General features: G+C 58.9%; 10 protein-coding genes and 1 pseudogene. All 11 read left to right on the forward strand.

Annotation, left to right across the window (positions count from 1 at the left end; all coding sequences use genetic code 11):
* A partial coding sequence (locus tag C0Z16_RS37970; protein ID WP_158244579.1) for a hypothetical protein occupies nt 1–412 on the forward strand: 412 nt, incomplete at its 5' end.
* A 667-nt stretch (nt 413–1079) separates the two neighbouring features.
* On the forward strand, nt 1080–2231 hold the full coding sequence (locus tag C0Z16_RS36195; protein WP_102636743.1) for a porin: 1152 nt from the start codon (nt 1080–1082) through the stop codon (nt 2229–2231).
* Nucleotides 2232–2310: 79 nt separating this feature from the next.
* Nucleotides 2311–3219, forward strand: coding sequence for a 4-hydroxy-tetrahydrodipicolinate synthase (dapA, locus tag C0Z16_RS36200; RefSeq protein WP_102636744.1), 909 nt, complete (start codon nt 2311–2313; stop codon nt 3217–3219).
* A 22-nt stretch (nt 3220–3241) separates the two neighbouring features.
* Nucleotides 3242–4411: an iron-containing alcohol dehydrogenase gene (locus tag C0Z16_RS36205; protein ID WP_102636745.1), complete on the forward strand. Its 1170-nt coding sequence runs from the start codon at nt 3242–3244 to the stop codon at nt 4409–4411.
* Nucleotides 4408–6753, forward strand: coding sequence for a 4-hydroxythreonine-4-phosphate dehydrogenase PdxA (pdxA, locus tag C0Z16_RS36210; protein WP_102636746.1), 2346 nt, complete (start codon nt 4408–4410; stop codon nt 6751–6753). Before C0Z16_RS36205 ends, pdxA begins: the two co-directional genes overlap by 4 nt.
* A 124-nt stretch (nt 6754–6877) precedes the next feature.
* Nucleotides 6878–8296 carry a sodium:solute symporter family protein gene (locus C0Z16_RS36215; RefSeq protein ID WP_102636747.1) on the forward strand — a complete coding sequence of 473 codons (1419 nt, stop codon included), beginning with the start codon at nt 6878–6880 and terminating at the stop codon, nt 8294–8296.
* Between the two features lie 26 nt (nt 8297–8322).
* On the forward strand, nt 8323–9510 hold the full coding sequence (locus tag C0Z16_RS36220) for a sialidase family protein (protein ID WP_102636748.1): 1188 nt from the start codon (nt 8323–8325) through the stop codon (nt 9508–9510).
* 104 nt (nt 9511–9614) lie between these two features.
* On the forward strand, nt 9615–10418 hold the full coding sequence (locus tag C0Z16_RS36225) for a DeoR/GlpR family DNA-binding transcription regulator (protein ID WP_102636749.1): 804 nt from the start codon (nt 9615–9617) through the stop codon (nt 10416–10418).
* A 23-nt stretch (nt 10419–10441) separates the two neighbouring features.
* Nucleotides 10442–11136, forward strand: a pseudogene (locus C0Z16_RS36230) (SDR family NAD(P)-dependent oxidoreductase).
* 367 nt (nt 11137–11503) lie between these two features.
* Nucleotides 11504–12103, forward strand: a complete 600-nt coding sequence (locus C0Z16_RS36235; protein WP_102636750.1) for a TetR/AcrR family transcriptional regulator — start codon at nt 11504–11506, stop codon at nt 12101–12103.
* Between the two features lie 83 nt (nt 12104–12186).
* Nucleotides 12187–12679: SDR family NAD(P)-dependent oxidoreductase (locus C0Z16_RS36240; RefSeq protein WP_146014415.1), on the forward strand; the 493-nt coding region annotated here is incomplete at its 3' end.

The following is a 12679-nucleotide window of genomic DNA, read 5'->3' on the forward strand; positions in this document are numbered from 1 at the left end:
CGTTATCAGTCCGGTCGCAGCCATCAAAGCCTCCCGCGCCGGAACACCGGCGGCCGGTCAGCTTACGCTGCGAAAAAGCGGACATTTGAACTTGGCTAAAAGCGGACATTACAACTTAGCCTCTACAAAATTAATGTTCGATCATTTCTTTTATGTCAAAATTGTCGGTTTGGGACATTTTAAAATGGCTTTGACGCGAACGAACAAGCTTTTATCGCTCGCCCGAGTTTCCCGAGAAGGTACGACCGCGGCGCAGACCACACGAACGTTTGCTCGCAGATGCATGGTCCTTGTGCCGGTCATCGAGATAGGGCTCATCGCCCCGCCTGGCCAAACAACCGCGAATCGAGCGGCGCGCCTGTTTTCGCTCGCTTCGCGATCCCGATCAACGCCGCACGACAGCTTCAACTGAAACTAGCAACCAGTTGGACACGCGGGCGGAAGACGACGAACCGCCGGGGCATAACAAGCCGTTCGAGACAAGCTAGACCTAAACAAGCGGCGCGCTTGGTCGAGAAGCGCGGCCGCCGCGAGAACCTCCTCGGACTCAGCCATAGCGAGGGCTGCGGCCGCGGTTCTCGTGAGAGTTTTCTCGCTACGATACCCGCCATCTCATGTCGCTACGCAGAACGCGCGTGAACGTTCTGCCAAGGCGTGAACCCTCCTCCGCAAGTGCGCACTGGTCCCCCCGCGCAATAACTGTCAATACGCCGGTCTCTCTGTGTTCCGGACTCCTGTCGAATTTCGACACATTCGTTTCTGGCGCTTGGCGTCCCCTTTTCCGTTGCGACGACCACCGGGGTGGTGGTTTCAAAGAGGCATCCCCACCGGGTAGTCCATCGCACATTCCATGCGGCACCCCTTCCTGCTTGAATCGGTCAATCCTAGCATCTGGCGTGTCCGGCCGGCATCGTAAAACGCTCAGTTCAATCAAAATACGGGGTTTCCACTGATTGGTTTGCGCGATTCGCTTATCTAAACTGCACACAACGGTCATTAAATGAACTTCCAGCCCTAGATGTTCGATCAACGCCGAGAAAGTGGCCAAATCGGTCAATAGTTAAAATTGGAGACAATCTATGAAAAGGTCTTTTGCGCTACTTGGCATCCTGGGCATCGCAGCGTCCGCGCATGCACAAAGCAACGTAACGCTCTACGGTCTGATAGACACCTCGCTGGTGTACACGAACAACCAGAAAGGCGGTACGAATTATCAGATGTCAAGTGGAGTCGAGTCGGGAAGCCGCTGGGGTATGAAGGGCGCGGAAGACTTGGGCGGGGGCCTGAAAGCTATCTTCCAGCTGGAGAACGGTTTTAGCAGCACTGCAGGTACGCTCGGACAGAACGGCCGCATGTTTGGACGAGCAGCGTTCGTCGGCATCACTGCCCAGAGCTTGGGAAGTTTCACGGCGGGCCGGCAAAACGAGCCGTCTGCAGATTTCGTAGGGCCCCTGGTCGCATCAAATCAGTGGGCGGGAGGTATCGGTGCGCATCCCGGCGATACAGATAATCTTTACGTCAATTCCCGGATCAGCAACAGCATCAAATATCTGAGCCAGGACTTTGGCGGCTTCCGCGTCGGCGGTCTCTTCAGCTTGGGCGGCACCGCAGGCAACTTTAGCAACAACCGTATCTGGAGCGTCGCCGCTGGTTACAACCGTGGACCATTCGCTCTTGGGGCTTCATATATCAAGACCGCTCAACCGAACACGGCTCTATGGGACGGCACGGCGGGCGCCGCGGCGATTTCTCCCAACAACACGCCCATCTACGCGGGATATGCGTCGGCGCGGACCTTGAGCGTCGCTTCTATCGCGGCGAATTACACACTCGGGTACGCAAAGTTTGGCCTGGCATATTCAAACTCAAATTTCAGCGATCTTGGTTCGGCAGCCGCGTCCGCGCCCATTGGCAAGTACAGGGGAGCGACAGTTGTATTCGACAACTACGAAGCGAACTTCAACTATCAGGTAACGCCAGCTCTGCTGCTTGGCGTAGCCTACGACTACACCCATACGCGCGGCGCAGGCGACGCGCATTACAACCAGGCGAACGTCGGCGGAGATTATTTCCTGTCGAAGCGAACCGACGTCTATCTGACTATGGCCTACCAGAGAGCCAGCGGTGTCGACTCTACGGGCAAGGCGGCTGTCGCTGCGCTGTGGCCGGTCACGGCATCGAGCAACTCGCACCAGATTGTTGGGGCGCTGGGCTTGCGACACAGGTTCTAACTTAGACGACTGCGCAGCTCGCGCGGCCGGTGATATGCGGGTAGCAAACGCCGCCCGAAGCAAAGTGGAGAATTCGAGCATGTCAGTCACTTTCAAGGGAATTGTTCCCGCCCTCATCACTCCGATGACGCCGGCTGAAGATGTCGACGAAGCTGGTCTGCGTACGCTCATCGAACGTCTGATTGGCGCAGGCGTGCATGCACTCTTCGTCCTCGGCACAAATGGCGAATTCATCGCGTTGTCCGAAGAAGAGAAGCTTCGCGTCGCTACTATTGCTGTCGACCAGGCGCACGGGCGCGTTCCCGTTATCGCAGGTACGGGTGCTTACGCGACGCGCGACGTCATCGAGCTGAACGGGAAGATGCAGGAAACAGGCGTCGATGCCGTGTCCGTCATCACGCCGTATTTCAACGGCGCGACGCAGCAGGAACTGTTCGCACACTATGAGCGCATCGCACGCGGCACGTCGCTGCCTGTGATGCTCTACACCATTCCCGCCAAGGCGGGGATTACGCTTAACGTCGATACGGTACGCCGACTCTCGGAGATTCCAAATATCCGCGGTATCAAGGACAGCGGTGGCGACTTTGACCGCCTGCTGCAACTGATTAACCTGCGCCGAGACGACTTCGCTGTGTTTACCGGCACGGACTCGATGATTCTCTGGACGCTGATTGCTGGCGGCGACGGCGCGGTCGCGGCGACAACAAACGCAGTTCCGAGCGTAGTGATGTCTATCTGGAACAAGTTCCAGTCCGGCGACATCGAATCCGCGCGTCAGGCGCAGGAATCGCTGCGCGCGCTGCGCGACGCCTTCGCGCTCGGCACCATGCCAGTCGTCCTGAAAACGGCTGCGATGATGCTTGGCATGCCGGCCGGTCCTGCACGTTCACCGGCGCAGCCACTCGACGATGCTGCACGCGAGCGGCTCGCGAAAGCCATCGCGGTTTATCCACGCGTTGAGCAACGGTCTGCACTGACTAACTGATTCACAGAGATAGAGGGCTGAAATGAACACCGCTTACCACTTTCAGGGCGTCAAGCACATTGTGCACGGACCGAACAGCTTGGACCAGCTGCCGGAAAAACTTGCCCTGCTTGACCGTCCGGTCCGCCGCATTGCATTCATCACGCAGCCGGTCATGGAGGAAAACGGCGTGGTGAGTCGTGTCGTTGCGGCCTTGAAGGCGAAAGACATCGAAGCGCTGATTGTCCGGGACGTGCAACCTGAGCCGACAATCGAAAATGTCGAGTCGGTCTATCGCGACCAGATTGAGCCATTCGCGCCGGACGCCGTACTCGCTATTGGCGGGGGCAGCGTGCTGGACGCCGCAAAGCTTTTCGCTGTCCGGCTGACCAACCAGCAACCGTTGCGAGAATGGTTGGGCATTGACCTGATTCCGGCACCAGGCGTTCCACTTGTTCTGGTGCCGACGACGGCGGGTACGGGCTCTGAAGTCACCCCGAACGCTATCGTTACGATCCCCGACGAAGAGTTGAAGGTTGGCATCGTAAGTCGCCACTTGCTGCCGCAACTCATCATTCTGGACGCGACCCTGACGCTCGACCTGCCGAAGTCCATTACCGCGGCGACAGGCATGGATGCCTTTATCCACTCGCTAGAGTCGTACATTTCGACCAAGGCAAATCCCATCAGCGACATGTTCGCTATGGAATCAATGCGTTTGATTGGTGCAAACCTCGTCGAAGCTTACGAAAACGGACAGTCGCTAAAGGCCCGCGAAGCGATGCTGCTCGGTTCGATGTATGGCGGCCTGGCCTTGACGGCGGCGGGTACTGCCGCTGTGCACGCCTTGGCCTATCCGCTCGGAGGCATGTTCAACATCACGCACGGCGTCGCGAATTCCATGCTGCTGCCACATGTCATGGCCTTCAACCTGGATGCAATCGTCGACCGCCTTGCTAATGTCGCACGCGCCCTCGATATTGCTCAGCACGACGACAGCGACGAGTCAGCTGCGGACAAGTTGCTCGCACGCATTCACGAATGGACCGCGGCCATCGCCATCCCTCAGGACCTGCGCGTCTTCGGCGTATCGGTAGACCATCTTGACGCACTCGCTGTGGCTGCCTCCAAGGTGAAGCGGTTGCTCGGCAACAATCCCAAGCCTTTGAGCCTCGACGACATCAAGGCGATTTATAGCCGTCTGCTGCCATGAACGCCTCCGTCCGCGGCGACGTGCGGCTTCTCATCATCGGTGACGACCTGTCCGGCACCGCTGACTGCGCCGTCACCTGTACCCATCATGGACTTCGCAGCGTCGTCACTCTTGGCGCCGGGTCAGCGAACGCAGCGGGTGACGTCGATGTGCTAGCCGTCGATACCGACACGCGCCGTCACGCGCCTGAAGAAGCCATGCACGCAAATGTTCAGGCATGGCGCGTCTTCGCGGACGGACGACGCGTCTACAAGAAGATTGACTCGACCTTGCGCGGGAATGTCGCCGCAGAAGTCGCCGCCCTCGTACGCGTTGCAGGAATGGCTATTGTTGCGCCAGCGTTTCCTCAAGCCGGGCGGACGACGCGCAACGGACGACAGCTCATTTTCGGCGTACCCGTTGAAGCATCTGAGGTTTGGAAGAACGAACACATCACAGGAACTGCCGACCTGTGCGCGATGCTGACACAAGCAGGTCTGCGCGTCGCCCATGTGACATTGGATACGGTGCGCGCTGGCGTGGCCACGCTGCTTCTGAAACTCCTCGACTGCCAGCGAGGTCAGTTCCAGGCTGTAATTTGCGACAGCGAAACGGACGATGACCTCACCACCCTGGCTGCTGCGTCTGTCACTCTGAGCGGGGTGTTCTGGGTCGGCTCCGCCGGACTTGCATCGCCGTTAGCCAAAGTACTGGCTGAATCCGCCTTGCAATCATCCATCACTGGGAGCGCAACCGGCCGGCCCTCGATGAAAGAACTGTCGATTCGAGGTGGTGTCCTCGCCGTCGTCGGGAGCATGTCCAGTGTCTCGCATCAGCAAGTTGCGACACTGCGGCGGAATGCTCACGATGCTGTCGATTTTTTTGAAACCAACGCGCAATCGTTGCTCAATCCGGTCAGTTCTACGGCGCTTGCGCTCGCGGCTGGAGTCACTGAGGCGCTGAGAAATGGCCGTCATGCTGTCGTCGCGCTGAACCAGTCTGAACGCATTCCTGTCGGCGACAGTGCCTTGCTCGCGCAACGTCTCGCAGAAGTACTCGCTCCTGCGGCTAAACATGCAGGTGGCGTGATTGCAACCGGAGGTGAGACGGCCCGGGCGCTGCTTTCGACAATAGGCATCGTCTCACTCCAGGTCATTGAAGAGATTGAACGCGGTGTGCCCTTGCTTGTCGCCACACACGGCGGACGTACGTTGCCCGTCGTAACCAAGGCGGGCGGCTTTGGCCAGCCCGAAACACTGCATCGCGCATGGCAACGACTTGTCGCCATGCAGTCAGCGGACGCGCAAGCGCCGCGCCAACCAAGCGAAGAGGAAGCTATGACTTATCGTCCCGTTCTTGGCATCACCATGGGCGATGCCGCCGGCGTTGGTCCCGAAATCATCATGAAAAGCCTTGCGCACGCCTCGGTGTACGACCAGTGCCGCCCGGTTGTCATTGGCGACGCAGCGCGTTTGCGCGATGCAGGCCGCAGAGCCGGTGTCAGTCTCGAAGTTCGCACAATCAGCAAACCTGCAGACGGGGAGTTTCGCCAGGGTGTAGTCGATTGCATCGACCTCGCGTTGATTCCCGAAGACCTGCCCTATGGAAAACTTTCTGCCATTGCAGGAGACGCTGCGTATCGATACATCGCCCGCACGGTGGAACTGACGACCGCCGGTGAACTCGACGCCATCTGCACCGCGCCCCTCAACAAGGAAGCGTTGCACGCCGGCGGCCATATTTTCCCGGGACACACCGAAATGCTTGCGCATCTGACGGGCATCGAGGAAGTGTCGATGATGCTCGTGGCACCCAATCTGCGCGTGATTCATGTCACCACGCACATCGGTTTGCTCGACGCCATTCGCAAAATTGAACCCGGCCTTGTTCAGCGCACCATCGAACGTGCACATGACACGCTGGTTCGTGCCGGCATCTCTAATCCGCGCATCGGCGTTTGCGGAATCAATCCGCATGCCGGCGAGAACGGACTCTTCGGTTACGGCGAAGAAGAAGAAAAGATCGTTCCCGCCGTCAAGGTCCTTCAGGAGCGCGGATGGGATGTCGAAGGCCCCCTGCCGGCGGACACGCTGTTCTTCCGTGCAGGCCGAGGCGACTTCGACGTGGTGGTCGCGATGTATCACGACCAGGGTCACGGTCCAGTGAAGGTCATGGGTCTTGAAGCCGGAGTGAACGTTACCGTCGGCTTACCCGTTATCCGTACTTCAGTGGACCACGGTACGGCTTTCGACATCGCGGGCAAAGGTATCGCTGACGAACGCAGCATGCTCGAGGCGTTCCGGCAGGCACTGGACCTTGCGACGCGTCACAACGAGCAGTCGCCCGCAACCAACGCCGCTTAGGCATTCGGGCACTAGCAGCAACCAACTGGGTAAAGAGCGATACCGGCGGGCACATGCCGGGTGGCTCGACGCGCCTTAATGCAGCTCAACACGCATCAACCGAAGGTCATCTGGAGACAACGTCATGGCCACCTTCAGTTATCGGGACACTGCCACCATCATTGGGATGGTCGTAGCCTATATCATCGTTACCAGTCTGCTCAGCATTCGTTTGCGCAGCAAAAATTCCGAACAGTTCATGGTGGCCGGGCGTTCGATGCCTGCTGTGGTGGTCGCCATTCTGCTGATGTCCGAGTTTATCGGCGCAAAGTCGACCGTCGGTACGTCGCAAGAAGCGTTTACCGCGGGAATGGCCGCTGCATGGTCAGTAGTGGCGGCAGCGATCGGATTTCTCTTCTTTGGCCTTTTCATGGCCAAACGACTCTATGCGTCGGGCGAGTTCACCATCTCGGGCTTCATCGCCAAGAAATACGGAAACGGCGCCAAGCTTGCCGTGTCGGCCATCATGATTTATGCCCTGTTCCTCGTGAACGTGGGTAACTACGTGAGTGGCGCTGCGGCCATCTCAACGGTCATGCGAATCGACCTGCCGACGGCAGCCGTCATCACCGCAATCGTGAGCACCATCTACTTCGTCTGGGGTGGTCTGAAAAGCGTCGCCTACCTGACCATCGTTCATAGTGCCGTAAAGCTCATCGGAATTAGCATCCTCGTTGTCATGGCCTGGAAGCTGACAGGTGGCATCAAACCGATGGCGGCGAGCATGCCCCAGCACTTCTTCACATGGTCGGGTGCCCTGTCTGGCGGTACGATTGGCGCGTGGATTATCGGTACGGCTGGTGCGATTTTTTCGACGCAGTTCATCATCCAGGCTATCTCGGCTACCAGGAGTGCGGAGGCTGCGCGCGCTTCGTCGTTGATTGCGGCATTCCTGTGCGTACCGATTGGCCTGGCGCTGGGCTTCATCGGGGTGTCGGCGAGGTATCTGTATCCCAACATCAAGAGCCTGTACGCATTGCCGGTCTTCCTGCAGCATATGAACCCGATTCTTGCAGGTGTTGTCACGACATCGCTCGTGGCTTCTATCTTTGTAAGCGTCTGCACGGTCGCTCTGGCTATTGCCTCGCTGGTTGTGAAAGATTTTTATGTGCCGCGCTTCAACCCCACGCCCGAGGTCGAACTGCGAATGACGCGATGGATTTCTCTGGTGGTTGGATTTCTTCCGCTTATTTTTGTCTTGTTCGTACCGCAGATTCTCGCTTTGTCTTTCTTTACCCGTGCGTTACGCCTCTCCATTTCCGTCATTGCACTGATTGGCATTTATGTCCCGTTCTTCAGTGGCAAGCGTGGTGCGGTATCGGGCCTCGTTATCGCCACACTCGCAACGACGGCTTGGTATCTGCTCGGCAACCCGTTCGGAATCGACAACATGTACGTCGCGCTCGTCACGCCAGCGATTGTCCTCGTCGTCAGCAAGCTGCTGTTCCATGGCACGGGTTCGGACCTTCAAGACAAGGGACTGACTCACCGCGAGTCCCACTGACCTGTCCATACATCAGAGAGATTTTCATGAACACGAACTTCATTGAAACGGCGGGAGCCACCTCGGATAACTGCGTCCGCACCGCCTACGCAGATGCTGAACGGAAGGAAGCTTTCCTTCCCACCTTTTGCGTTCAGAACCACGCCGCAAATCTGCACGTCCTCGAAAACGGCGACCTGTTGTGCGTCTGGTTCGGCGGAACCCAGGAAGGCATTCCTGACGTGTCCATTTACATGTCACGCCTCACAGCGGGAACCGGCGAATGGTCCGCACCCGAGAAACTCTCGGACGACCCGACACGCTCAGAGCAAAATCCCGTACTTTTCACGGCACCGAACGGTCAGCTCTGGCTGATTTACACCGCACAGCTGTCCGGTCACCAGAACACCGCAATCGTTCGTCGACGGATTTCGATGGACAGCGGAAAGACGTGGGGAGCCGTCGAGACGCTATTCGACCGGCCGGGCACATTTGTTCGCCAACCGATGATTGTTCTGCAAGGCGGAGCATGGATTTGCCCGGTGTTCCTGTGCCGCACCGAAGCGGGCGAACGGTGGGTTGGCAACAATGACGTCAGCGCGGTCATGGTGTCGGACGACCACGGCGCATCGTGGGCACAGTACGAGGTCCCGGATAGCGTCGGTTGTGTGCATATGAACGTCCACGTTCTCCAGGATGGTTCGCTGCTCGCTCTCTACCGCAGTCGCTGGGCCGACTTCATTTATGCGAGTCGCTCGACGGATGGCCGTGAGTGGAGCGCGCCGCAGGCGACTGGCGTTCCGAACAACAATTCGTCGATTCAGTTCACGGTGCTGAAGAACGGTCATCTCGCGTTGGTATTCAACGAAAGCGACGCTTCACATAGCAAGGAGCGTCGCGCATCGCTTTACGATGACATCGAGGATTCGGAAGACAGCGGGGAACTGCGCGACCAGAAGGCTTCCGCGCGCGGTACAGCTTTCTGGGGCGCACCGCGCTCACCGATGTGTCTGGCGATGTCCGAGGACGATGGAAAAACATGGAATCGGCGTCGCAATCTGGAAATCGGGGACGGCTACTGCATGACAAACAACTCGGCCGACCAGCGGAATCGGGAATACTCATATCCGTCTATCGTGCAGTCAGCTGATGGCACGTTGCATGTCGCGTTCACGTGGTTCCGCCAGAAAATCAAATACGTGTGCGTCGACGAATCCTGGGTGCGCGGGCGATGACTCGTACCCCGACGATTTGTCGGTCAGTGCGGCAATTGGATAAACTTGGTGTCCTGAACGCGCGGAAAAAAGCGCGAACTTTACCGGACCAAGAATCTACGCACATGAAAGTGACCAGACGCCGTGAGGCGATGCTACAGGCGGTACTCGGCGGGATGACAGATGTTGCGACACTGTGCGAGCACTTCGGCATGTCGGAAGCAACCGTTCGGCGGGACTTGCGTGCTCTCGCGCGCGACAACCGGGTTCTTCGGACGTACGGCGGGGCCGCGGCGGTTGGCTCGCATGAACCGGAAGCGTCCCTGGAAGAGCGGCGAATAAGTTTGCGAGAGCAAAAGGAAGCAATAGCGCAGGAAGCAAGTACGTTCGTTGAAGACGGCGACACCGTGTTCCTGGACGGCGGTACAACCACTGCAGCGCTAGCCCGTCTTCTCGCAGGCCGTACAGCGGTACATGTGGTCACCAACAACCTGCTGGTTGTGAGCCCACTCGTATCGTCGGGGGTACAGGTGACGGTCATCGGTGGCGATGTCAGGCCAACGAGCATGAGCACACTCGGGCCGCTGGCGCAAATCGCTCTGAGTCGCCTGAGTGTCGACAAGGCGTTTCTGGGCGCCGACGGAGTGGTTGCCGAGCTTGGACTGTGCGAAGCAAGTAGCGACCAGTCGTATCTCAAGGAATGCGTGATGCGACAGGCAGCTCATGTGTTTGTGCTGGCAACTGCGGACAAGCTTGGGCGAGCCAGTCAGCAGCACTGGGCGCCCCTCGTGCGCGCCTGGACGCTTATCACCGATGACGCTGCGCAGCAGGAACAACTTGAGCCTTTCGATGCGCAGGAACAGGTTACCGTCCGGGCGGTAAGCGTAAAAGCAGCATCCGCGGCCAACTGGTCTTCACAGGTCCAATAGCAGCGGGAGGCGTCGTGGATACATTGGAGCGGTCGAACCCGCGTTTGCGTCATGCAGTAGTAACGGGAGGGTCATCCGGGATAGGACGAGCAATCGTCGACCGCCTGCTTTCCGACGGCTGGCGCGTCACCGGGCTGTGCCGCTCGGAAGTTGCACCGACGGACGGCTTGCTGCAAATCGTCCCAGTCGACGTCACAGATTTCGACGCGCTCGGACATGTCTGCGACCACTTGGGCTCGGTAGACGCAGTGGTGCATGCGGCCGGTTTCATGCGCACCGCGCCACTTGGTCAGCTTTCGCTCCATGACGGAATATCGATGTGGCGCCTGCACGTCGAATCGGCGATGTATCTCGCAAACCGTTTGACGCCGACGATGCCTGCAGGCGGAAGAATTGTGCTGGTGGGCAGCCGAACAGCCAACGGGGCTGCGACGCGTAGCCAGTACGCCGCGACGAAGTCGGCATTGATTGGTTTGGCAAGGTCATGGGCAGCGGAGCTCGCGCCAAGGGGCATCACCGTGAATGTCGTGGCTCCCGGGGCGACGGACACTCCGTTCCTTCGTGACCCGGGCGAGCGGCAACGCCGCCCAAGCTTCCCCCGATTGGCCGGTTCATCGCACCCGACGAAGTGGCAGCTCTGACGAGTTTTTTGTTGAGCGAAGGGGCCAGTTCTATCACTGGGCAGCAAATAGTCATGTGTGGCGGAGCTTCTCTTTAAGCCGGTCTCCGAATACGGTCTAGCGCATAGTTGCTTTACATGGGGTCGCTTGAGAAAACGGAAAATAAAGCACGTTAGCGACAGGCCAGCGTCGCAAGTCGACCTCAGGCCGTACTCTTCCGAAAGCACGTAGATCGCTTTGGCACGGAACAGCGCGCGCCGATTATCGTCGGAAAGTCGAAGCGACCTGCCGGGCCGGCAAGGGATAAATCGCGGCGTCACTCTGTTCCACTGCACCTTGAACCCCGACTGAAAGCGCGGTGCCCCCAACAAGTGCACGATCCGCAAAGCATCTGACCAAAACAATCGCAAGCAAGTGGATGGGCTCCGCCCAAAAACATAACAACACATTTTTTTGAAACCGTGTATGATGACCATCATGCGAAATACAAAACTCAACACCAGAACGGCAGCCAAGGAAGCCTCTCACGAGCGCATCGTGTGCGTCGCTGCGCGGGCGATCCGTCGCAGCGGCTACGACGGAACCGGAGTTGCCGACATCATGAAGGAGGCCGGCCTGACCCATGGCGCCTTCTACGCCCACTTCGCCTCGCGCGAGGCCATGCTGGCGGCAGCAGCGGGGCGGGCCTGTGCGGAGGCGGCGGCCGCAGCGGCAGACGGCGTTGCCAGCGTGCCCCCCGAACAGGCTTTGACCTACATGTTCCACGCCTATCTCTCGCGAGAGAACCTGGAGCAGGTGGAGCGGGGATGCCCCCTGGCCGCGCTGGCTTCGGAAACCGCGCGCCAAACGCCCGAAGTCCGGCGCGTGTCCACCCGGTACATCAAGGAAATGGTCGATCTGGTTGCCCGCCAGTCGCCAGATTGGGGGCAGCCCGGGTCCCACGAACGCGCCCTCGTGTCCGTCGCCACGATGGTTGGCACCCTGCTGTTGGCCCGCATCGCCGACGAGCCTGCGCTATCGGACAGCCTGCGCGCAGCTGCTTTGCAGCATCTGCCCATCGCCTGACGCCATTTAATCCCATCGATTTTTCGCTCGCACATTCATATGATGAGCATCATTCGATACTCAAGAACTAAAGGAATGACAGCGTGAACACGAAGAACAAAGTGGCCCTCGTAACAGGGGCCTCGTCGGGCATAGGCGAAGCCACTGCGCAGCAGCTGTCAAAAGCTGGTTACAAGGTATACGGCACCAGCCGGCGCGACGGCCGGGTGGGCCAGCGAGCGTTCGAGATGCTGCCGCTCGATGTGACCCAGGACGCGTCGGTCGATGCTTTGGTCCAGCAACTGATCCAGTTGGAGGGCCGCATCGACCTGCTGGTCAACAACGCTGGCTTCGGAGTCGCTCCAGCCGGCGCGGAAGAGAGTTCGATCGTGCAGGCCCAGGCTATCTTCGACACCAACTTCTTCGGCATGGTACGGATGATCCGGTCCGTCGTGCCGCATATGCGTCGCCAGGGGAGTGGTCGCATCATCAACATGGGCTCCGTGGTGGGGTTCCTACCCGCACCTTATATGGCGCTGTACTCCGCCACCAAGCACGCGGTCGCCGGCTATTCGGAATCGCTAGACCATGAACTGC

The sequence above is a fragment of the Paraburkholderia rhynchosiae genome (assembly GCF_002879865.1).
In the GTDB taxonomy this organism is placed as follows: domain Bacteria; phylum Pseudomonadota; class Gammaproteobacteria; order Burkholderiales; family Burkholderiaceae; genus Paraburkholderia; species Paraburkholderia rhynchosiae.